Raw genomic sequence first — 21441 nt, forward strand, 5'->3', positions numbered from 1 at the left:
GCAAGCCCGCTCCCACATTTAGGGCCGGTTTCACAGTAGACCTGCGTGGTCTTTGGGAGCTTTACCATGTTGAACACTGTGCTTCCCATCCTGCTGTTCGCCGCCCTGGGCCTGGCCGTCCTCGGCGCTGTGCGCCGGATGAACATGTGGCGCCGTGGCCGTGCCGCCAAGGTCGACCTGCTGGGCGGCCTGCTGGCCATGCCCAAGCGCTATAGGGTCGACCTGCACCACGTGGTCGCCCGCGACAAATACATCGCCAACACCCACGTCGCCACGGCCCTGGGCTTTGTGTTGTCGGCGTTGCTGGCGCTCCTGGTGCACGGCTTTGGCCTGCATAACCGTCTCCTCGGCTACGCCTTGTTGCTGGCCTCGGTGCTGATGTTTGTGGGTGCCATCTTCGTCTATCTGCGCCGGCGCAACCCGCCGTCGCGGCTGTCCAAAGGCCCATGGATGCGCCTGCCAAAAAGCCTGATGGCGTTCTCGGTAAGCTTCTTTGTGCTGACGTTGCCGGTGGCCGGGATCCTGCCCGCCGACTTCGGTGGCTGGCTGCTGGCCGCGCTGCTGGGTGTGGGGGTGCTGTGGGGCGTGTCGGAGATGTTCTTCGGCATGACCTGGGGCGGGCCAATGAAACATGCGTTTGCCGGTGCCCTGCACCTGGCCTGGCACCGCCGCGCCGAGCGCTTTGGCGGTGGCCGTTCCACCGGTCTGAAGCCACTGGACCTGAGCGACAAACGCGCGCCCCTGGGCGTGGAAAAACCTAAGGATTTCACCTGGAACCAACTGCTGGGCTTCGACGCCTGCGTGCAGTGCGGCAAGTGCGAAGCCGCGTGCCCGGCGTTCGCTGCCGGCCAGCCACTGAACCCGAAAAAGCTGATCCAGGACATGGTGGTCGGCCTGGCCGGTGGCACCGATGCCAAGTTCGCCGGCAGCCCTTACCCGGGCAAGGCCATCGGCGAGCACAGTGGCAACCCGCACCAACCGATCGTCAATGGCCTGGTGGACGCCGAGACCTTGTGGTCGTGCACCACCTGCCGCGCCTGTGTCGAAGAATGCCCGATGATGATCGAGCACGTAGACGCCATCGTCGATATGCGCCGCCACCTGACCCTGGAAAAAGGCGCGACCCCGAACAAGGGCGCCGAAGTCCTGGAGAACCTGATCGCCACCGACAACCCCGGCGGGTTTGCCCCGGGTGGGCGGATGAACTGGGCGGCGGACTTGAACCTGCCGCTGCTCGGCGATAAAGGCAGCACCGACGTGCTGTTCTGGGTCGGCGACGGCGCCTTCGACATGCGTAACCAGCGCACCCTGCGCGCCTTCGTCAAAGTGCTGAAGGCGGCCAAGGTCGACTTCGCCGTACTGGGCCTGGAGGAGCGTGACAGCGGCGACGTGGCCCGGCGCCTGGGCGATGAGGCGACGTTCCAGCTGCTGGCTGCGCGCAATATCCAGACCCTGGCCAAGTACCGCTTCCAGCGCATCGTCACCTGCGACCCCCACAGTTTCCATGTGCTGAAAAACGAATACGGCGCCTTCGACGGCCACTACCAGGTGCAGCACCACAGCACCTACATGGCCGAACTGATCGACGCAGGCCTGCTGAACCTGGGCCAACACAAAGGCAACAGCGTGACCTATCACGACCCGTGCTACCTGGGCCGCTATAACGGCGAGTATGAGGCACCGCGCCAAGTGCTGCGGGCGCTGGGGATCGAGGTCAAGGAGATGCAGCGTTCGGGTTTCCGTTCCCGTTGCTGCGGTGGCGGGGGCGGCGCGCCGATCACCGATATTCCCGGCAAGCAGCGCATCCCCGATATGCGCATGGACGACATCCGCGAGACCGGCGCCGAGCTGGTGGCCGTAGGTTGTCCACAGTGCACGGCGATGCTCGAAGGGGTGGTCGAGCCCCGCCCACTGATCAAGGACATTGCCGAGCTGGTGGCGGATGCCTTGCTCGAAGAGGCGGCACCGGCCAAGAACACACGCGTACCCGCGGAGGTCCACTGATGAGCGACATTATCCGCCGCGACCCACGGGCCGAATGGATCGCCCGCAACCGCTTGCACCCGCTGCATGCGGCGATGCAACCGGAGCAGCACAGCTGGATGGGGCCTAACGGCATCCTGCGCAAAAATGTGCACGGCATCGGTTTTATCGGCCCCAACGGCATCAAGCGTATCGACCGCAGTGGCGCCCAGCAGGGCGGCGCGAGCAAACGTACGGCAGCGGTGCAAGTGCAGTTGCCGCTGCACCAGGTGCCCGCCCCGGCGTTCTACATCAACGTGGTGCCGGACATGGTCGGCGGCCGCCTGAGCAGCCACGACCGCGACTTGCTGGGCCTGGCCCGGCAACTCGCTGGCAGCGACGGCGCGGTGCTGGCGGTGGTATTTGGCGAGCATAAGGAGAGTGCCTTCGACACGGCCGGCGTGGACCGTCTGCTGGTGCTGGAGGGCAACGAATTCGACGGTTATTCACCGGAGCAGCGGGTGCAAGGCCTGCGGGCTGTGGATAACCAGTTCCGCCCGCGCCATTGGCTGCTGCCCGACAGCCGCAGCGGCGGTGGCGAACTGGGACGACGCTTTGCCGCCAGCCTCAAGGAACGCCCGGCGACCCGGGTGTGGCAGATCAAGGGCCATGAGTGCATCGGCCGTGCCGGTGCGGGCCAGCAAGACCTGGCGCGAGCGCTGCCACGGCTGATCCTCGCGGCGGTGGAGTGTGCCGATCCGGTCAGCGAGACGCGCCATGCCGTGTTGCCGGTGGAGTTATCCACAACCCTGGCGCGCAGTTTGCCGCGTATCGAGGATTTGGGCGCGGTGGCGGTGGATCCCGGTGCGATCCCCATGGCCGAGGCCGAGTTTATTTTCTCCGGCGGCAATGGGGTCAAGGACTGGGACCTGTTCCACCAGACCGCCGCCGCCCTGGGCGCCACCGAAGGTGCGTCGCGGGTGGCGGTGGATGATGGCTTTATGGCCCGTGATCGCCAGGTCGGCGCCAGTGGTATCTGGGTCACTGCGCGGGTGTACGTGGCAGTGGGGATTTCCGGGGCGATCCAGCACCTGCAAGGCATCGGCGCCTGCGACAAGGTGGTGGCGATCAACCTCGATCCGGGTTGCGACATGATCAAGCGCGCTGACTTGTCGGTGATCGGCGACAGCGGTGACATTCTCCGGGCCTTGATCGCGGCGGTCCAGGCCCACCGCAACGGCGCCAAGCGCGATGCGGCTTAAACAAAGGATATGGCCATGACCACCCATGTAATCAGCCTGGTCTCCATAGGCGCCCACCCGACCTCCGGCCGGCCGCGCCGCGCCGAACAGGATGCGCGCGCCGTCGAGCTGGGGCTGCAACTGGCTGGGGATAACCTGCAAGTGCTGCATGCCGGCGACATTGCCGAACCGACCCTGCGCGCCTACCTGGGCATGGGGCTGGCGCAGTTGCACGTGCTGGAACAACCGGCTGGCGCCGATGCCTTGCCGGTACTCGGTGACTACCTGCGGGACGCTGGCGCCCAGGTGGTGCTCACCGGCAGCCAGGCCGAAACCGGCGAAGGCTCAGGCATGTTGCCGTTCCTGTTGGCCGAGCAACTGGGCTGGCCGCTGATCGTCGGCCTGGCCCAGGTGGAGTCCATCGACAGCGGCGTGGCCCAGGTACTGCAAGCCCTGCCGCGCGGTCAGCGGCGGCGCCTGAAGGTACGCCTGCCGTTTCTGGCCACGGTGGATAACGCCGGGCCCAAGCCACGGCAAAGCGCCTACGGCCCGGCCCAGCGTGGCGTGTTGCAGGAGCACGAGGTGCAGGTGGTGGACGATGAGTTATTCACAGGCGCCGTGCTGCAACCGGCCAAGCCTCGGCCCAAGCGGCTCAAGGTGATCAAGGCCAAGAGCGGCGCCGACCGCATGAAAGCTGCCACGGCCAAGGCCAGCGGCGGCGGGGGGCAGGTGCTCAAGGGGGTGAGCCCTGAGGCGGGGGCCGAGGCGATTCTCAAGCTGTTGGTCGAAGAGGGCGTGGTGCGCTGACCCTGTGGGAGCTGGCTTGCCTGCGATGCAGGCACCGCGGTTTTTCAGTTACACCCAGGTGATGCCATCGCAGGCAAGCCAGCTCCCACAGGGTTTACGGTGTTACCCACAATCCCTGTTAACCCACCTGTGGATAACCTGTTCGCGGCTGTCCACACCCCATGTAAATCGTGCCCTGTAGCCCTCTGTACGAAAAACAACCAACCTAAGCGACGGTTTTTACTGGGCTTTTTCTGTGGATAAGGAAAAAGCCCGGGCCAGAGTTGCCCCCAAAGTCTGTTGGTGCTTCTGTGGATAAGATGTTCGCTACCCGCTACAGGCCATGTGGATAGAGGCTTGCAGTGAGTTGGTTGAAATATGATCAATATCGCCATTTCAATCGCTTTACGCGCGTAAAGCCTCGATTTTGCTCGGTTGCAGACGGTTTTCCACAGAACGGCCAAAGTTGCCCCCAAAGTCTGTTGGCGCTTCTGTGGATAAGGTGTTTGCGATCCTCTGGAGGCCATATAGAACGTGGTTTTCAAGCTAATGATTAAAAATTGATCAATGTTGGATAAAACCCGGTGCTTTGAATAAGTCACGGATTTTCTTGGTTTTATTTCGAGGGTAAAGGGGAGTTGCGCACAATTACTGTGGGTGGCTTTGTGGATAAGTTGTTGGGGGATGGCTGGAGGGCAGGACAGTAGTGGGCTGGAGCAGTGATGATCAATTTATGAACAGATAAAGAACCGATGTGGGAGCGGGCTTGCCCGCGATTACGGTGGGTCAGCCAACAAATCTGTGACTGATACACCGCAATCGCGGGCAAGCCCGCTCCCACACAAGCCCGCTCCCACACAAGCCCACTCCCACACAAGCCCCACAGTTTGATCTCTGGTGTGTCCGTTATTCGTGTGCGGCGACACCTTTAAGGTACGGCGCCGGTGCCGCCCCCAGGTTGTTGAGCATGCGCTCGCTGTACCAGTCCACAAAATTCACCACGCCAAATTCATAGGTCTTGGAGTAGGGCCCGGGCTGGTAAGCGGTGGAGTTGATCCCGCGCTGGTTCTCTTCGGCCAGGCGCCGGTCCTGGTCGTTGGTGGCGTCCCACACCTGGCGCATGCGCTCGACGTCATAGTCCACGCCTTCCACGGCGTCCTTGTGCACCAGCCACTTGGTGGTGACCATGGTTTCCTGGGCGCTGATCGGCCACACGGTGAAGACGATGATGTGATCGCCCATGCAGTGGTTCCACGAGTGCGGTAGGTGCAGGATGCGCATCGAACCCAAGTCGGGGTTCTGGATGCGGCCCATCAGTTTCTTGCAGCCCTGCTTGCCGTCCAGGGTCATGGACACGGTGCCCTTGAGCAGCGGCATGCGCACGATGCGGTTGCGCAGGCCGAAGCTGGCGTGGGCGTAGGGGATCTTCTCGGCGTCCCAGGCGGCGGCGGACGCGGCCACATGGTCCTTGAAGGCCTGGTCGGCCCGGGGGTCGGTGACGTCGTCCCATTCCAGCAGGGTTTTCAGCAACTCAGGGTGCGAGGCGTTGCAGTGGTAGCACTCGCGGTTGTTTTCCAGCACCAGTTTCCAGTTGGCTTTTTCAAACAAGGTGGTCTGGATCGCCACCTTGGTGTTTTCCATGTCATAGGGTTCCATGTAGTGGTTGAGCGTCGACAAAAAGTCATCAATGGCCGGCGGGTTCTCGGCCAGGCTGATGAAGATGTAGCCGCCGGCGGTCTTTACGTTCACCGGTTTTAGGCCGTACTGCTTCATGTCGAAGTCGGCACCCATCTCGGTGCCGGCGAACAACAGGCGCCCGTCCAGTTCGTAGGTCCACTGGTGGTAATGGCACACCAGCTTGGCGACCTTGCCCTTGTCACTGGTACACAAGCGCGAGCCGCGGTGGCGGCAGACGTTGTGGAAGGCATGCACCACGCCTTCGGCGCCACGGATCACGATGATCGGGTTCTTGCCGATCTGCAGGGTCAGGTAGTTGCCCTTGCTGGGGATTTCGCAGGTCATGCCGGCGATCAACCATTCCTTCTGGAAGATCTCCTGCATATCGATATCGAACAGCCGCTGGTCCGAGTAAAACGGCTGGGGCAGCGAAAAAGTGCGCTCACGCTCTTGCAGCATTTGCGCGGTGGCCTTGCGTGCGGGTTCCAGCGGATCGCCCAAGCTCAAGGTTGCGGTGACGTCCATCGTGTGTGTCCTCAAGGCCATTCTGTGTGGCCGCGATAAGTGGCTGATCAGGTTTGCAGCAAGGCGTAAAGAAAGCGTCGTTGTTGGCTGCGAGTGTGGGCCCGGCGATGCCCGCAACCTTATCCATTAACGACATGGCCCACTCTGTTCCCGACGCGCAACCCCAGTGGCATGGGGGCTGGTCGCGATAAGTATGCGAATGTCGCAGATAGGTAAATGGCAGGTGGCGGCCTTACGCAGAATCGCCAGCATCAAGCCGAACTACGGCCGTGGAGAACAGCATGTCCAACAGCTTCCTGAATCCTGTCACCACCCAGACCTGGGCCAATGGTCGGCACATTGTCCGTTGCGTCAAAGTCATCCAGGAAACCTGGGATGTGCGCACCTTCTGCTTTATGGCCGACCAGCCGATCCTGTTCTTTTTCAAGCCGGGGCAGTTCGTCACCCTGGAACTGGAGATCGACGGCCAACCGATCATGCGTTCATACACTATTTCCAGCTCGCCGTCGGTGCCCTACAGCTTCTCGGTGACCATCAAGCGCGTGCCGGGCGGCAAGGTTTCCAACTGGCTGCATGACACCCTGCATGAAGGCCAGGAGCTGGCGGTGCACGGGCCGGTCGGGCTGTTCAATGCCATCGACTTCCCAAGCCCGAAGGTGCTGTACCTCAGCGGCGGTGTCGGCATCACCCCGGTGATGTCCATGGCGCGCTGGTTCTACGACACCAACGCCAACGTTGACATGACGTTTATCCACAGCGCCCGTTCGCCCAAAGACATCATCTACCACCGCGAGCTGGAGCATATGGCGTCGCGGATCGATAACTTCAGCTTGCATCTGATCTGCGAGAAGCACGGCCTGGGCGAACCCTGGGCCGGTTATCGTGGGTACCTGAACCACAAGATGCTGGAATTGATGGTGCCGGACTTCCTTGAGCGTGAAGTGTTCTGTTGCGGCCCCACGCCGTACATGAATGCGGTCAAGCGCCTGCTGGAAGCCAATGGCTTCGACATGAGCCGTTACCACGAGGAGTCTTTCGGCGCCACGCCACCGGAAGCTCGGGCCGATGCGGTAGAACAGGCTGAGCAAGCTGCGGATGCGCCGGAAATCGACCTGGCGGATTTGCACCAGGTGGAATTTATCTCGTCGGGCAAAAGCATTCGTGTGGCGCCCGGGGAAACCGTGCATGCGGCGGCGGCCAAGCTCGGCCTGCTGATTCCCAAGGCCTGCGGGATGGGCATTTGCGGCACATGCAAGGTGATGAAGCTGGGTGGGGAAGTGGAGATGGAGCACAACGGCGGGATTACTGAGGAAGACGAAGCCGAAGGCTACATCCTGTCGTGTTGCAGCGTGCCAAAGGGCGATGTGCGGATCGAGTTCTAACCCCCCTGATGATCGTTCCCACGCTCCGCGTGGGAATGCCTCCTGGGACGCTCCGCGTCCCTTATGCGTGATGTGACGCGGAGCGTCACGGGCTGCGTTCCCACGCGGAGCGTGGGAACGATCTTCAAAGGGCGATGTGCGGATCGAGTTCTGCCCCCCTGACAATCGTTCCCACGCTCTGTGTGGGAATGCCTCCTGGGACGCTCCGCGTCCCTTATGCGTGATGTGACGCGGAGCGTCACGGGCTGCATGCCCACGCAGAGCGTGGGAACGATCTTCATCTTCACGAGCTTCAGGACCAGCACTGGATATCGATCAACCCCTCCATGCCCACATAGTTACGAGCACTGGAGTACCTCCAGTGTTCAGCAAGGTCCACATAACCCCGCTTCACCGGGTTGTGGTGGATGTAATCAAGCTTCTGGCGCATCACCGCCTCGCTGTACACCAACTCGGCATGTGAGCCTTCCTGCCAGAGTTGATAAACCCGATCTACCTTGTGTGCACGTTTGCAAAAGCGCAGGCGGTGTAATACCCGTTCAGCGCCTTTGCGGTGCAGGTCATCGATGATGGTTCGAGCGGTGAAGGATTTGAATTGGCTGACGCATTTGTTCAGGTCAGGCGCCTGAGCGATGAAGTGCAGGTGGTTTTCCAGGACGACGTAGCCATACAGGCTAAGGGCATGGTGGTTTTGTTGATATCGCCAACAATCCAGGAGATGGCTGACGAGGTAGTCACGGGTGAACAGTGGTAGCCATTCCATGACGGTACACGTCAGGAAGTGTGGTTTTTCGGGTTCGGTGATGACGTAGCGGCTTCTACCCATAGGCTCATCCTTGAGGGACGCTGAGCGTCCTGAGAGGCATTCCCACGCGGAGCGTGGGAACGATCATCAGGGGTTAGCGAGCGTAGATATGAATTGCGAACTGTTCGCCTGAAGCTGTCGGTTCAAAGACTTTTTCGGTGATTCTCAAAACCCTGCCAGGTTCCTGGATGATGTCACCGACTTTTGCCAGTTTCCTGAACTCATCCCAGCCGACGAGGGTGGTCGAGAGTGGGGTGTCACTTTGCAGGATGTTACCGAAGCTTTGATTTTCCATGGTGTAGCCCTCTGCTGGATTTCCGTTTCCGGCCGATTATTCGGCAGGCAGTATGGCCCGGAAGGTGGCCTCTGCAGCGGCCATTTCCTTCCGGGTTCCAAGAGGCTAGACCATGCAATCCGGGTTTGAGGCTGTCAGAAATATCAAAAAACAGTCTCGGCAATCCGCCAGTATCCGTGGCCGGATCAGGGGCAGGTCGGCCACCCGGATGAGATCAGGCGCCCATCACCTCACGAATATCCGCCGCCAGCTCACGCACCCGCTCTTCCTTGGTGTCCCACGCGCACATGAAGCGCGCGCCGCCCTTGCCGATGAAGGTGTAGAAGCGCCAGCCCTTGGCCGTCAAGGCGGCGATGGCCGGTTCCGAGAGTTGCAGGAACACGCCGTTGGCCTGCACCGGGAACATCAATTCCACACCCGGAATATCCGCCACCAGGCTGCTGAGCAACTGGGCGCAGTGGTTGGCGTGGCGCGCATGTTTGAGCCAGGCGTCGTGTTCCAGCAGGCCCACCCACGGTGCTGACAAAAAGCGCATTTTCGACGCCAACTGGCCGGCCTGTTTGCAGCGGTAGTCGAAGTCTTCCGCCAGCTTGTGGTTGAAGAACAGGATCGCTTCACCCACCGCCATGCCGTTTTTGGTGCCGCCAAAACACAGCACGTCCACGCCGGCTTTCCAGGTCAGGTCCGCTGGCGAGCAGCCGAGGAAGGCGCAGGCATTGGAGAAGCGTGCGCCGTCCATATGCAGGTTCAGCCCCAGTTCCTTGCAGGTGGCGCTGATGGCGCGGATTTCAGCCGGGGTGTACACGCTGCCCACTTCGGTAGCCTGGGTCAGGGTCACGACGCGCGGCTTGGGGTAGTGGATATCCTGGCGCTTGAGGGCGATCTCGCGGATCGACTCGGGGGTCAGCTTGCCGTTTTCGGTGCGGGCGGTGAGCAGCTTGGAGCCGTTGGAGAAAAACTCCGGCGCGCCGCATTCGTCGGTCTCGACGTGGGCGGTTTCCGAGCAAATCACGCTATGGTAGCTCTGGCACAGGGAGGACAGGGCCAGGGAGTTGGCCGCTGTGCCGTTGAAGGCGAAGAATACTTCACAGTCGGTTTCAAACAGTTTGCGGAAACCGTCGGCGGCGCGGTGGGTCCATTCATCGTCGCCATAGGCGCGCTGATGGCCCTGGTTGGCGAGTTCCATGGCGGCCCAGGCTTCCGGGCAGATACCGGAATAGTTGTCACTGGCAAATTGTTGGCTCTTGTCGGTCATGGCCCGTTCCTGTGGTCGATGTTGGTGCGCACTGTAACCAAGAATATCCGGCGGGCGCACGCACTGTTAATGCAAAGTCACTGGGGAATTATGCACGGTACTGAAACGATTCCTGTAAGGCGTGTGCGCGACGGCGCCCTCGACCTGCTCAAATGGCTGGCGCTCTTGAGCATGGTGCTGGACCACCTGCGCTATGTCGGTTTGAGCCTCGATGGCCTGTACGTGCCGGGGCGCCTGGCGTTCCCGTGGTTTTGCCTGGCGATTGCGGCCAATTTGCAGCGGGTCCGGGGTGCGCCTGTCACCGGGCAGTGGCGTTACCTGGGCTGGTTGTTGCTGTTTAGCGTGATCAGCGAGGTGCCGTATCGGCTGTTTATCGAGGATGCCGATACATTGAATGTGCTGCCGACCCTGGCGTTGGGTTTACTGGTTGCCCGGGGATGGCAGCAGAAGACGCTGTTTGATCGTGGATTGGCGCTGCTTGCCCTGCTGGCCGGTGCTGTGTTTTCGGCGCAACTGATGTTCGGCTTTTTTGGTGTATTGCTGCCGCTGGCGATGTTGTTGGTGTTTAGTCGCCCCTGGTATTTCAGCGTGTTGCCGGGTTTGGTGTGTGTGGCGGCCAATCAATGGCAGGTATTGCTCGATAGCGGCAACCTCGTGGCGCTGCTCGGGTTGGCTACATGCCTGATTGCGCCATTGGCTGGGCGGGTCTTATTGCGACATGCCCAAGGCGCCTCGCCCCCGGCCATGCGCCGCTGGGCCTACGCCCTTTACCCCCTGCATTTCCTGCTGCTGCTACTCGTGCGCCAGATCATCGCCTAACCCCTGTGGGAGCTGGCTCGCCTGCGATGCAGGCACCGCGGTGGGCCAGCTTCAATCGCGGGGATGCCATCGCAGGCAAGCCAGCTCCCACATTTGTTCAGTGGCGCTCATGCAATGTCGTAAACGCACCTTTGCGTGGCGTGCGCAGGCATTTGGTCGATTTGCGCCAGCCCTACCATCGCATCAAAGGGCCCTGCACGGGCCTCAACAATACGAAAGGCTGGGAGAGACGCGATGTTCAGCAAACAAGACCAGATCCAGGGATATGACGATGCACTGCTGGCGGCCATGAATGCCGAGGAGCAGCGCCAGGAAGATCATATCGAGCTGATCGCGTCGGAGAACTACACCAGCAAGCGCGTGATGCAGGCCCAGGGCAGCGGCCTGACCAACAAATACGCCGAAGGCTACCCGGGCAAGCGCTACTACGGTGGCTGCGAGCATGTGGATAAAGTCGAGGCCCTGGCCATCGAGCGCGCCAAGCAGCTGTTCGGTGCCGATTACGCCAATGTGCAGCCGCATTCCGGCTCGTCCGCCAACAGTGCGGTATACCTGGCACTGCTGAACGCCGGTGACACCATCCTCGGCATGAGCCTGGCCCACGGCGGCCACCTGACCCACGGCGCCAAGGTGTCGTCCTCGGGCAAGCTGTACAACGCGGTGCAGTACGGCATCAACACCGACACCGGGCTGATCGACTACGACGAAGTCGAGCGCCTGGCCGTGGAGCATCAGCCGAAGATGGTCGTTGCCGGCTTCTCCGCCTACTCCAAGACCCTGGATTTCCCACGCTTTCGCCAGATCGCCGACAAGGTCGGCGCGCTGCTGTTCGTCGATATGGCCCACGTCGCCGGCCTGGTGGCGGCGGGCCTGTATCCGAACCCGCTGCCCTACGCCGATGTGGTCACCACCACCACCCACAAGACCCTGCGCGGCCCCCGTGGCGGGCTGATTTTGGCCAAGGCCAACGAAGCGATTGAAAAGAAACTCAACGCCGCAGTATTCCCCGGCGCCCAGGGCGGCCCGCTGATGCATGTGATCGCCGGCAAGGCGGTGTGCTTCAAGGAAGCCCAGGAGCCTGGCTTCAAGGCCTACCAGCAACAGGTGATCGATAACGCCCAGGCCATGGCCGAGGTGTTTATCAAGCGCGGCTACGATGTGGTGTCCGGCGGCACCGATAACCACCTGTTCCTGGTCAGCCTGATCCGCCAGGGCCTGACCGGCAAGGACGCGGACGCCGCCCTTGGTCGCGCCCATATCACCGTCAACAAGAACGCCGTGCCCAATGACCCGCAGTCGCCGTTCGTGACCTCGGGCCTGCGTATCGGCACCCCGGCGGTGACCACCCGTGGTTTCAAGGTGGCGCAATGCGTGGAGTTGGCTGGCTGGATCTGCGACATCCTCGACAACCTCGGCGACGCCGATGTCGAGGCCAACGTGGCCAAGCACGTGTCTGCCCTGTGCGCGGATTTCCCGGTTTATCGCTGAGCGCGGTTTTGGAGTAATGCCTATGCAACGCTACTCGGGCTTCGGCCTCTTCAAACACTCCCTCAGCCACCACGAAAACTGGCAGAAGATGTGGCGCACGCCGACCCCGAAAAAGGTCTACGACGTGGTCATCGTCGGCGGTGGCGGGCATGGTCTGGCCACTGCTTACTACCTGGCCAAGGAACACGGCATCACCAATGTGGCGGTGGTCGAGAAAGGCTGGCTGGGCGGCGGTAACACCGCGCGCAACACCACCATCGTGCGTTCCAACTACCTGTGGGATGAGTCGGCGCACCTCTATGAGCATGCGATGAAACTCTGGGAAGGGTTGTCCCAGGACCTGAACTACAACGTGATGTTCTCCCAGCGGGGCGTGTACAACCTGTGCCACACCCTGCAGGACATCCGCGATTCCGAGCGCCGTGTCAGCGCCAACCGCCTCAACGGCGTGGACGGCGAGCTGCTTAATGCCAAGCAGGTCGCGGACGAGATCCCGTACCTCGACTGCTCGAAAAACACCCGCTACCCGGTACTGGGTGCCACCGTGCAACGGCGCGGCGGCGTGGCCCGTCATGATGCCGTGGCCTGGGGCTTTGCCCGTGCCGCCGACGCTCTGGGCGTGGACCTGATCCAGCAGACCGAAGTCATCGGCTTTCGCAAGGACAACGGCGTGTGCATCGGCGTGGAAACCAACAAGGGCTTTATCGGCGCCAAGCGCGTCGGGGTGGTCACCGCCGGTAACTCCGGGCACATGGCCTCGCTGGCCGGGTTCCGCTTGCCGATCGAGTCCCACCCGCTGCAAGCGTTGGTGTCGGAGCCGATCAAGCCGATTATCGACAGCGTGATCATGTCCAACGCCGTGCACGGTTACATCAGCCAGTCCGACAAGGGCGACCTGGTGATCGGCGCCGGTATCGACGGCTATAACGGCTACGGCCAGCGTGGTTCGTACCCGGTGATCGAACACACCATCCAGGCCATCGTCGAGATGTTCCCGGTGCTCTCGCGGGTGCGCATGAACCGCCAGTGGGGCGGCATCGTCGACACCACGCCGGACGCGTGCCCGATCATCTCCAAGACCCCTGTGCCGAACATGTTCTTTAACTGCGGCTGGGGCACCGGTGGCTTCAAGGCCACCCCCGGTTCCGGCAACGTATTTGCCGCGAGCCTGGCCAAGGGTGAGATGCACCCGCTGGCGGCGCCTTTCTCCATCGACCGTTTCCACAACGGTGCGTTGATCGACGAACACGGCGCTGCGGCCGTCGCCCACTAACAGGAGAAATTCCCTATGTTGCATATCTTCTGTCCTCACTGTGGCGAACTGCGCTCCGAAGAGGAATTCCACGCTTCCGGCCAGGCGCATATCCCGCGCCCGCTGGACCCCAATGCCTGCACCGACGAGGAGTGGGGCGACTATATGTTTTTCCGCGATAACCCCCGTGGCCTGCACCACGAACTGTGGATCCATGCCGCCGGTTGCCGCCAGTACTTCAACGCCACCCGCGACACCCTGAGCTACGAAATTCTTGAAACCTACAAGATCGGCGAGAAGCCGCAATTCACCGCCAAGGCCTCTGGAGAGAAGGTATGAGCCAGATCAATCGCCTGTCCAACGGTGGCCGCATCGACCGTAATAAAGCCCTGACGTTTACCTTCAACGGCCAGAGCTACAAAGGCTTTGAAGGCGACACCCTGGCCGCTGCCCTGCTGGCCAATGGCGTGGATATCATCGGCCGCAGCTTCAAGTATTCGCGCCCGCGCGGCATCTTCGCCGCCGGCGCCGAAGAGCCGAACGCGGTGCTGCAGATCGGTGCCACCGAAGCCACGCAGATCCCCAACGTGCGCGCCACGCAACAGGCGCTGTACCAGGGCCTGGTCGCCACCAGCACCAACGGCTGGCCGAGCGTGAACAACGACATGATGGGCATCCTCGGCAAGGTCGGCGGCAAGCTGATGCCGCCGGGTTTCTACTACAAAACCTTCATGTACCCGCAATCGTTCTGGATGACCTACGAGAAGTACATCCGTAAGGCCGCCGGGCTGGGCCGCTCGCCGACCGAGAACGACCCGGACACCTATGACTACATGAACCGCCATTGCGATGTGCTGATCGTCGGCGCCGGGCCTGCGGGCCTGGCGGCGGCGCTGGCCGCTGCGCGCACTGGCGCGCGGGTGATCATCGCCGATGAGCAGGAAGAATTCGGCGGGTCGCTGCTCGACTCGCGCGAAAGCCTCGACGGCAAGCCGGCCGCCGAATGGGTCGCCAGTGTAATCGCCGAGCTCAAGGCCCTGCCGGACGTGGTGTTGCTGCCTCGCGCCACTGTCAATGGCTATCACGACCATAACTTCCTGACCATCCACGAGCGCCTCACCGATCACCTCGGCGACCGTGCGCCGATTGGCGTGGTGCGCCAGCGTATCCACCGGGTGCGCGCCAAGCGTGTGGTGCTGGCGACCGGCGCGTGCGAGCGTCCGCTGGTGTACGGCAATAACGATGTGCCGGGCAATATGCTCGCGGGTGCGGTCTCGACCTATGTGCGCCGTTATGGCGTGGCGCCGGGTAAAAAACTGCTGCTGTCGACCAACAACGATCACGCCTACCGTGTGGCGCTGGACTGGTTTGACGCCGGCCTTAGCGTGGTCGCGGTGGCCGATGCACGCCACAACCCACGCGGTGCGCTGGTGGAAGAGGCCCGCGCCAAAGGCATTCGCATCCTTACCGGCAGCGCCGTGATCGAAGCCCGTGGCAGCAAGCACGTCACTGGCGCCCGCGTGGCGGCCATCGACGTCAAAGCCCACACAGTCACCAGCCCTGGCGAGTGGCTGGACTGCGACCTGGTGGCCAGCTCCGGTGGCTACAGCCCGGTGGTGCACTTGGCTTCGCACCTGGGCGGCAAGCCGACCTGGCGTGAAGATATCCTCGGGTTTGTACCGGGCGAGGCACCGCAGAAACGCGTGTGTGTGGGCGGTATCAACGGTGTCTATGGTCTGGGTGATTCCCTGGCCGATGGTTTTGAAGGTGGCGTGCGCGCCGCCAGCGAAGCCGGGTTTGCCCCGGTGGAAGGTACGCTGCCCAAGGCCCTGACGCGCCTGGAAGAGCCGACCCTGGCGCTGTTCCAGGTGCCCCACGAGAAAGCCACTGCCCGGGCGCCCAAGCAATTTGTCGACCTGCAGAACGACGTCACCGCCGCCGCCATCGAACTGGCGACCCGCGAGGGCTTCGAGTCGGTGGAACACGTCAAGCGCTACACCGCGCTGGGCTTCGGCACCGACCAGGGCAAGCTGGGTAACGTCAACGGCCTGGCGATTGCCGCGCGCTCGCTGAACGTGAGCATCCCGCAGATGGGCACCACCATGTTCCGCCCCAACTACACACCAGTGACTTTTGGCGCCGTGGCAGGCCGGCACTGTGGGCATATCTTCGAGCCGGTGCGCTACACCGCGCTGCACGCCTGGCATGTGAAAAACGGCGCCGAGTTCGAGGATGTCGGTCAGTGGAAACGCCCGTGGTACTTCCCGCGCAACGGTGAAGACCTACACGCGGCAGTCAAGCGCGAATGCCTGGCCGTGCGCGACAGCGTCGGCCTGCTGGATGCCTCGACCCTGGGCAAAATCGATATCCAGGGCCCGGATGCCCGTGAGTTCCTCAACCGCATCTACAGCAACGCCTGGACCAAGCTCGACGTGGGCAAGGCGCGCTACGGCCTGATGTGCAAGGAAGACGGCATGGTCTTCGACGACGGCGTGACCGCCTGCCTGGCCGACAACCACTTCCTGATGACCACCACCACTGGCGGCGCGGCGCGGGTGTTGCAGTGGCTGGAAATCTACCAGCAGACCGAATGGCCGGACCTCAAGGTGTACTTCACCTCGGTCACCGACCACTGGGCGACCATGACCCTGTCCGGGCCCAACAGCCGCAAGCTGTTGAGCGAGGTCACCGATATCGACCTGGACAAGGACGGCTTCCCGTTCATGACCTGGAAAGAAGGCTTGGTGGGCGGCGTGCCGGCGCGGGTGTTCCGCATCTCGTTTACCGGTGAGCTGTCGTATGAAGTCAACGTGCAGGCCGACTACGCCATGGGCGTGCTGGAGCAGATCGTCGAGGCCGGCAAACAGTACAACCTGACCCCGTATGGCACCGAGACCATGCACGTGCTGCGGGCCGAGAAGGGGTTCATCATCGTCGGGCAAGACACCGATGGTTCGATGACCCCGGATGACCTGAACATGGGCTGGTGTGTAGGCCGTACCAAACCGTTTTCGTGGATCGGCTGGCGTGGGATGAATCGCGAGGATTGCGTGCGTGAAGAGCGCAAGCAATTGGTGGGCTTGAAGCCGATTGATCCGAAGGTGTGGCTGCCAGAGGGCGCGCAACTGGTGCTTGATCCGAAGCAGAGCATTCCGATGAAGATGGTCGGTCATGTCACTTCCAGCTATGCCCACAACTCCCTCGGCTATTCGTTTGCGATGGCGGTGGTCAAGGGCGGCTTGAAGCGTATGGGCGAGCGGGTGTTCTCGCCCCAGGCGGATGGCAGCGTGATCGAGGCCGAGATTGTGTCTTCGGTGTTCTTTGACCCGAAAGGCGAGCGGCAGAACATCTGACACCTGATCATTCCCACGCTCCGCGTGGGTATGCATCCCGGGGCGCTCTGCGCCCCAAGAGCGGACGCAGAGCGTCCATGGCGGCATTCCCACGCAGAGCGTGGGAACGATCAAATTCAACACAGGTGCTTTATGACCGCAGCCAATGTTTACCAACAACGCCCCACCACCGGCGCCAAGGCCGAGTCGTCGCTGCACCATGCCGACCTTGCCAGCCTGGTTGGCAAGGGGCGCAAGAACGCCGGTGTGACCGTGCGTGAAAAGAAACTGCTGGGCCACCTGACCATTCGTGGCGATGGCCATGACGCAGCTTTCGCCGCCGGCGTGCACAAGGCCCTGGGTATCGAATTGCCCGGCGCGTTGCAAGTCATCGTCAAAGGCGAAACCAGCCTGCAATGGCTTGGCCCGGATGAGTGGCTGCTGGTGGTGCCCAGCGGTGAAGAATTTGCCGCCGAGCAAAACCTGCGCGCAGCCCTGGGCGATCTGCACATCCAGGTCGTCAACGTCAGTGGCGGCCAGCAGATCCTCGAACTCAGCGGCCCGAACGTGCGTGACGTGCTGATGAAGTCCACCAGCTACGACGTGCACCCCGACAACTTCCCGGTGGGCAAGGCGGTGGGCACGGTGTTCGCCAAGTCGCAGCTGGTGATCCGTCATACCGCGCAAGACACCTGGGAACTGGTGATTCGCCGCAGCTTCTCGGACTACTGGTGGTTGTGGTTGCAGGATGCCTCGGCCGAGTATGGCCTGAATGTCCAAGCCTGATGATCGTTCCCACGCTCTGCGTGGGAACGCATCCCGGGACGCTCCGCGTCCCAATAACGGACGCAGAGCGTCCATGCCGGCATTCCCACGCAGAGCGTGGGAACGATCAAGGAGTTACCTAGAATGAGCCGCGCACCCGATACATGGATTTTGACCGCCGACTGCCCCAGCGTGCTCGGCACGGTGGACGCGGTCACCCGCTATCTGTTCGAGCAGGGCTGCTACGTCACCGAGCACCATTCGTTCGATGACCGCCTCTCGGGGCGTTTTTTTATCCGTGTGGAATTCCGCCAACCCGATGGCTTCGACGAGCAAGGCTTTCGCGATGGCCTGGCCACCCGTGGCGAGGCCTTTGGCATGATTTTCGAGCTGACGGCGCCGAACTACCGGCCAAAAGTGGTGATCATGGTGTCCAAGGCCGATCACTGCCTCAACGACCTGCTGTACCGCCAGCGCATCGGCCAACTGTCGATGGACGTGGTTGCGGTGGTGTCCAACCACCCCGATCTCAAGCCCTTGGCCGACTGGCACCAGATTCCCTACTACCATTTCCCCCTCGACCCCAACGACAAACCGTCCCAGGAGCGCCAGGTGTGGCAAGTGATTGAAGAGGCGGGTGCCGAGCTGGTGATCCTTGCGCGTTATATGCAAGTGCTGTCGCCGGAGCTGTGCCGCAAGCTCGACGGCAAGGCGATCAATATCCATCACTCGTTGCTGCCGGGGTTCAAGGGCGCTAAGCCGTATCACCAGGCGTACAACAAGGGCGTGAAGCTGGTCGGCGCCACCGCGCACTACATCAACAACGACCTGGATGAAGGCCCGATCATCGCCCAGGGCGTGGAGGTGGTGGACCACAGTCATTACCCAGAGGATTTGATTGCCAAGGGGCGGGATATCGAAGGCCTGACCTTGGCGCGGGCGGTGGGGTATCACATTGAGCGGCGGGTGTTTTTGAACGCCAATAGAACGGTGGTGCTCTGACTGACGCCATCGCAGGCAAGCCAGCTCCCACAGGGTGATGTGTGAATGTGGGAGCGGGCTTGCCCGCGATGAGGCCCTTACTAACAACGCAAAAACAGCATCTGTAACCCGAGCACTTAAACGCGCTGCCCACCCAAAGGGGCACCGCAGTTCCATAAAAACAACAGCGAGGTGAAAGCATGTCTGGTAATCGTGGTGTCGTGTATCTCGGCAACGGTCAGGTCGAAGTACAGAAAATCGACTATCCCAAAATGCAGGACCCCCGTGGCAGGAAGATTGAGCACGGCGTCATCCTGCGCGTGGTCTCCACCAATATCTGCGGCTCCGACCAACATATGGTGCGCGGCCGCACCACTGCCCAGACCGGCCTGGTGCTCGGTCACGAAATCACCGGCGAGGTGATCGAGAAGGGCAGCGACGTCGAGAACCTCAAGCTCGGCGACCTGGTGTCGGTGCCCTTCAACGTTGCCTGTGGCCGCTGCCGCTCGTGCAAGGAGCAACACACCGGCGTGTGCCTGACCGTCAACCCGGCCCGTGCCGGTGGCGCCTACGGCTATGTGGACATGGGCGATTGGACCGGCGGCCAGGCCGAGTATGTGCTGGTGCCGTATGCCGACTTCAACCTGCTCAAACTGCCGGATCGCGACAAGGCCATGGAGAAAATCCGCGACCTGACCTGCCTTTCCGACATCCTGCCCACCGGTTATCACGGTGCCGTTACCGCCGGCGTTGGCCCCGGCAGCACTGTGTACATTGCGGGCGCCGGTCCCGTGGGCCTGGCGGCGGCCGCTTCGGCGCGTTTGCTGGGCGCGGCGGTGGTGATCATCGGCGACGTCAACCCGATCCGCCTGGCCCACGCCAAGGCCCAGGGCTTTGAAATCGCCGACCTGTCCCAGGACACGCCGCTGCACGAGCAGATCGCCGCGCTGCTGGGCGAGCCGGAAGTGGACTGCGCCGTCGATGCCGTGGGCTTTGAAGCCCGTGGGCATGGGCATGAAGGGGCCAAGGCCGAAGCCCCGGCCACGGTGCTCAACTCATTGATGGGCGTGGTGCGCGTGGCGGGCAAGATCGGTATCCCCGGCCTGTATGTCACCGAAGATCCAGGGGCAGTGGACGCGGCGGCCAAAATGGGCAGCCTGAGCATCCGTTTTGGCCTGGGTTGGGCCAAATCCCACAGCTTCCACACCGGCCAGACCCCGGTGATGAAGTACAACCGCCAGTTGATGCAGGCGATCATGTGGGACCGCATCAATATCGCCGAGATCGTGGGGGTGCAGGTGATCAGCCTGGATGATGCACCGCGTGGGTACGGCGAGTTCGATGCCGGTGTGCCGAAGAAGTTTGTGATTGACCCGCACAAGCTGTTCAGCGCGGCGTAATCCAGGCAACACCTACCTAATGTGGGAGCTGGCTTGTGTGGGAGCCGGGCTTGCCCGCGATGCAGGCACCTCGGTTATTCAGTTAGACCGGGGTGATGCTATCGCAGGCAAGCCAGCTCCCACACAAGCCAGCTCCCACATTGGTTTTAGGGTGTTTGAGGTTTAGCGGATCGCCAGCGCGCCCTGATACACCGTCGGGCCGGTAGGCTGCTTGCTCACCGAGCCACCCTTGGTTTCCGAGCTGACCATCAACTCTACCGGCTGGCTGATGGTTTCCTGCTGGCGTGGGTTGAGGCCGATGATGCCTTTGCCGTCTTCCGGCAACAGGCCCAAAGACACCGGTGTGCCGCCGGCCGGCAGGGCCCACAGTTCGAGGCTGCGGTCCGGTTGCGGGGCGGTGGTGGCGATCGGTTGGACTTCCAGGTAATCCTTGTGCGCCATGATTTGCGCAGCCGGTTGTTGGGTGGTGCTGACCAGGGTCGCGGCGGACTTGACGCTGTCCTGGGTGTAGAGCGCGCCGCCGATACCGGCAACCACCACCACGCAGACGCCGATGAACAGGCGCGGGCGGGTCCAGAATGAGGGCTTGTGCTCGATCACTGGAGGTTGGGACGCAGTCATAAGGCTCTTCCTGACAAGTTTTGTAGTGTGTTGATTGACCCTGTGGCGGGCGATGGGTTCCTAGTGGCAGTTTGATGGTGTGGGCTTTCGGGGCTTTCCTGAACAAATCTGTGACGTGGAACAAGCGGCTGGATGCTCAGTCAAACGGCTGCTTTAGCTCCTACACCTACGAGGTTGTCTCGATGAAGATTTCACGCGGTTTTGCCCTGTCCTGCCTCCTGAGCGTGGCGGCCAGCCCGGTATTTGCAGCAGGTTTTAGCCTGGGCGATGTGGCCAACGCCGTTTCCGGCGCCCAGGGCACCAACAAGGCCGCCGCCGCGGCGCCGAGCTCACAAACCGCCGGCTTGCTGGGGGCACTGACCAAGCAGTTGAATGTCACTCCCGAGCAGGCCATCGGCGGTACCGGTGCGATGCTGGGCCTGGCCAAGAACCAACTCAGCAGCACTGATTATTCGCAGTTGGGCAAAAGCGTACCGGGCCTGGACAAGCTGTCGGGCAACAACGCATTAGGCAGCCTCGGCGCCCTGAGCGGCCTGCTCGGCCAGAACGGTGGCAGCAAGACCAGTGGCCTGGACAGCGTGCTGGGCAACGTCAAGGACACCAACGACCTGAACACCGCCTTCAGCGCCCTGGGCATGGACAGCGGCATGATCGGCCAGTTTGCCCCGGTGATCCTGCAGTACTTGGGCGGGCAGGGGGCCAACACTTCTGTACTGGGCAAGCTTGCTGGCATCTGGGGGGCTGGGAGCTGAGAGATACGTGGGTGTGAGGGGGGCAGGGAACTGATTGGTTGGTCCGAGCCACTGATCAATACCCGCCTGGAACCCAGCGCTCTCCAGCTCCCGTGAGGGCACG

18 protein-coding genes are annotated in these 21441 nt (G+C 62.2%); 13 read left to right on the plus strand and 5 right to left on the minus strand.

Features of this window, described 5'->3' with window-relative positions; genetic code table 11:
- Nucleotides 1-66 precede the first annotated feature (66 nt).
- From dgcB to etfB, 3 genes are read left to right on the plus strand one after another with little or no spacing between them, the layout of a single operon-like run.
- The gene (gene dgcB, locus AO268_RS10870) at nt 67-2004 is read left to right on the plus strand and encodes a dimethylglycine demethylation protein DgcB (RefSeq protein WP_099168664.1); all 1938 of its coding nucleotides are present in this window, start codon (nt 67-69) and stop codon (nt 2002-2004) included.
- On the plus strand, nt 2004-3224 hold the full coding sequence (gene etfA, locus AO268_RS10875) for an electron transfer flavoprotein subunit alpha (RefSeq protein ID WP_076962302.1): 1221 nt from the start codon (nt 2004-2006) through the stop codon (nt 3222-3224). The genes dgcB and etfA overlap by 1 nt, the downstream gene beginning before the upstream one ends.
- A 15-nt stretch (nt 3225-3239) precedes the next feature.
- Nucleotides 3240-4010: an electron transfer flavoprotein subunit beta gene (gene etfB, locus AO268_RS10880; RefSeq protein ID WP_099168665.1), complete on the plus strand. Its 771-nt coding sequence runs from the start codon at nt 3240-3242 to the stop codon at nt 4008-4010.
- A gap of 885 nt (nt 4011-4895) precedes the next feature.
- Here the strand turns inward: etfB and gbcA are convergent.
- Nucleotides 4896-6191 (minus strand): glycine-betaine demethylase subunit GbcA, encoded by a 1296-nt coding sequence (gene gbcA / locus AO268_RS10885; protein WP_076962300.1) that lies wholly within the window; start codon nt 6189-6191, stop codon nt 4896-4898.
- Nucleotides 6192-6472: 281 nt separating this feature from the next.
- Here gbcA and gbcB point away from each other — a divergent pair, with 281 nt between their 5' ends.
- On the plus strand, nt 6473-7573 hold the full coding sequence (gbcB, locus tag AO268_RS10895) for a glycine-betaine demethylase subunit GbcB (RefSeq protein WP_076962299.1): 1101 nt from the start codon (nt 6473-6475) through the stop codon (nt 7571-7573).
- Nucleotides 7574-7865: 292 nt separating this feature from the next.
- Here the strand turns inward: gbcB and AO268_RS10905 are convergent, their stop codons facing one another.
- The 3 genes from AO268_RS10905 to AO268_RS10915 form a co-directional block, all read right to left on the minus strand.
- Nucleotides 7866-8399, minus strand: a complete 534-nt coding sequence (locus AO268_RS10905; protein WP_099168666.1) for an REP-associated tyrosine transposase — start codon at nt 8397-8399, stop codon at nt 7866-7868.
- Between the two features lie 73 nt (nt 8400-8472).
- A complete protein-coding gene (locus AO268_RS10910; protein ID WP_099168667.1) occupies nt 8473-8673 on the minus strand; it encodes a hypothetical protein in 201 nt (66 codons plus the stop codon).
- Nucleotides 8674-8887: 214 nt separating this feature from the next.
- Nucleotides 8888-9928, minus strand: coding sequence for a threonine aldolase family protein (locus AO268_RS10915; protein WP_099168668.1), 1041 nt, complete (start codon nt 9926-9928; stop codon nt 8888-8890).
- Nucleotides 9929-10018: 90 nt separating this feature from the next.
- Here AO268_RS10915 and AO268_RS10920 point away from each other — a divergent pair, with 90 nt between their 5' ends.
- From AO268_RS10920 to fdhA, 8 genes are all read left to right on the plus strand, one after another.
- Nucleotides 10019-10747, plus strand: coding sequence for a TraX family protein (locus AO268_RS10920; protein WP_099168669.1), 729 nt, complete (start codon nt 10019-10021; stop codon nt 10745-10747).
- A 234-nt stretch (nt 10748-10981) separates the two neighbouring features.
- Nucleotides 10982-12235: a serine hydroxymethyltransferase gene (locus AO268_RS10925; protein ID WP_076962294.1), complete on the plus strand. Its 1254-nt coding sequence runs from the start codon at nt 10982-10984 to the stop codon at nt 12233-12235.
- Nucleotides 12236-12257: 22 nt separating this feature from the next.
- A complete protein-coding gene (locus tag AO268_RS10930) occupies nt 12258-13508 on the plus strand; it encodes a sarcosine oxidase subunit beta (RefSeq protein ID WP_076962293.1) in 1251 nt (416 codons plus the stop codon).
- 15 nt (nt 13509-13523) lie between these two features.
- Nucleotides 13524-13826 carry a sarcosine oxidase subunit delta gene (locus tag AO268_RS10935; protein ID WP_076962292.1) on the plus strand — a complete coding sequence of 101 codons (303 nt, stop codon included), beginning with the start codon at nt 13524-13526 and terminating at the stop codon, nt 13824-13826.
- Entirely contained in the window at nt 13823-16840 is a 3018-nt protein-coding gene (locus AO268_RS10940) for a sarcosine oxidase subunit alpha (RefSeq protein ID WP_099168670.1), read from the plus strand. Before AO268_RS10935 ends, AO268_RS10940 begins: the two co-directional genes overlap by 4 nt.
- Before the next feature lie 132 nt (nt 16841-16972).
- Entirely contained in the window at nt 16973-17605 is a 633-nt protein-coding gene (locus AO268_RS10945) for a sarcosine oxidase subunit gamma (protein ID WP_076962290.1), read from the plus strand.
- Between the two features lie 123 nt (nt 17606-17728).
- A complete protein-coding gene (gene purU, locus AO268_RS10950) occupies nt 17729-18586 on the plus strand; it encodes a formyltetrahydrofolate deformylase (RefSeq protein WP_029296961.1) in 858 nt (285 codons plus the stop codon).
- Nucleotides 18587-18765: 179 nt separating this feature from the next.
- A complete protein-coding gene (fdhA, locus tag AO268_RS10955; RefSeq protein WP_076962289.1) occupies nt 18766-19965 on the plus strand; it encodes a formaldehyde dehydrogenase, glutathione-independent in 1200 nt (399 codons plus the stop codon).
- 162 nt (nt 19966-20127) lie between these two features.
- Here fdhA and AO268_RS10960 read toward each other — a convergent pair whose 3' ends face one another.
- Entirely contained in the window at nt 20128-20586 is a 459-nt protein-coding gene (locus AO268_RS10960; RefSeq protein WP_076962288.1) for an anti-sigma factor domain-containing protein, read from the minus strand.
- Nucleotides 20587-20768: 182 nt separating this feature from the next.
- On the opposite strand from AO268_RS10960, the gene AO268_RS10965 reads away from it, so the two are divergent.
- Nucleotides 20769-21338 carry a DUF2780 domain-containing protein gene (locus AO268_RS10965; RefSeq protein WP_076962329.1) on the plus strand — a complete coding sequence of 190 codons (570 nt, stop codon included), beginning with the start codon at nt 20769-20771 and terminating at the stop codon, nt 21336-21338.
- The last annotated feature ends 103 nt before the right edge of the window (nt 21339-21441 follow it).

This window comes from Pseudomonas sp. ICMP 8385 (assembly GCF_002699915.1).
Lineage (GTDB): Bacteria > Pseudomonadota > Gammaproteobacteria > Pseudomonadales > Pseudomonadaceae > Aquipseudomonas > Aquipseudomonas gessardii.

Bases quoted from the DNA above. Each gene is read 5' to 3' on its own strand.
- AO268_RS10910 (WP_099168667.1), bottom strand. From the start codon at position 8,673: ATGGAAAATCAAAGCTTCGGTAACATCCTGCAAAGTGACACCCCACTC.
- AO268_RS10960 (WP_076962288.1), bottom strand. From the start codon at position 20,586: ATGACTGCGTCCCAACCTCCAGTGATCGAGCACAAGCCCTCATTCTGG.
- gbcA (WP_076962300.1), bottom strand. From the start codon at position 6,191: ATGGACGTCACCGCAACCTTGAGCTTGGGCGATCCGCTGGAACCCGCA.
- AO268_RS10935 (WP_076962292.1), top strand. From the start codon at position 13,524: ATGTTGCATATCTTCTGTCCTCACTGTGGCGAACTGCGCTCCGAAGAG.
- etfB (WP_099168665.1), top strand. From the start codon at position 3,240: ATGACCACCCATGTAATCAGCCTGGTCTCCATAGGCGCCCACCCGACC.
- AO268_RS10945 (WP_076962290.1), top strand. From the start codon at position 16,973: ATGACCGCAGCCAATGTTTACCAACAACGCCCCACCACCGGCGCCAAG.
- dgcB (WP_099168664.1), top strand. From the start codon at position 67: ATGTTGAACACTGTGCTTCCCATCCTGCTGTTCGCCGCCCTGGGCCTG.
- etfA (WP_076962302.1), top strand. From the start codon at position 2,004: ATGAGCGACATTATCCGCCGCGACCCACGGGCCGAATGGATCGCCCGC.
- AO268_RS10920 (WP_099168669.1), top strand. From the start codon at position 10,019: ATGCACGGTACTGAAACGATTCCTGTAAGGCGTGTGCGCGACGGCGCC.
- gbcB (WP_076962299.1), top strand. From the start codon at position 6,473: ATGTCCAACAGCTTCCTGAATCCTGTCACCACCCAGACCTGGGCCAAT.
- AO268_RS10940 (WP_099168670.1), top strand. From the start codon at position 13,823: ATGAGCCAGATCAATCGCCTGTCCAACGGTGGCCGCATCGACCGTAAT.
- AO268_RS10905 (WP_099168666.1), bottom strand. From the start codon at position 8,399: ATGGGTAGAAGCCGCTACGTCATCACCGAACCCGAAAAACCACACTTC.
- AO268_RS10915 (WP_099168668.1), bottom strand. From the start codon at position 9,928: ATGACCGACAAGAGCCAACAATTTGCCAGTGACAACTATTCCGGTATC.
- fdhA (WP_076962289.1), top strand. From the start codon at position 18,766: ATGTCTGGTAATCGTGGTGTCGTGTATCTCGGCAACGGTCAGGTCGAA.
- purU (WP_029296961.1), top strand. From the start codon at position 17,729: ATGAGCCGCGCACCCGATACATGGATTTTGACCGCCGACTGCCCCAGC.
- AO268_RS10930 (WP_076962293.1), top strand. From the start codon at position 12,258: ATGCAACGCTACTCGGGCTTCGGCCTCTTCAAACACTCCCTCAGCCAC.
- AO268_RS10965 (WP_076962329.1), top strand. From the start codon at position 20,769: ATGAAGATTTCACGCGGTTTTGCCCTGTCCTGCCTCCTGAGCGTGGCG.
- AO268_RS10925 (WP_076962294.1), top strand. From the start codon at position 10,982: ATGTTCAGCAAACAAGACCAGATCCAGGGATATGACGATGCACTGCTG.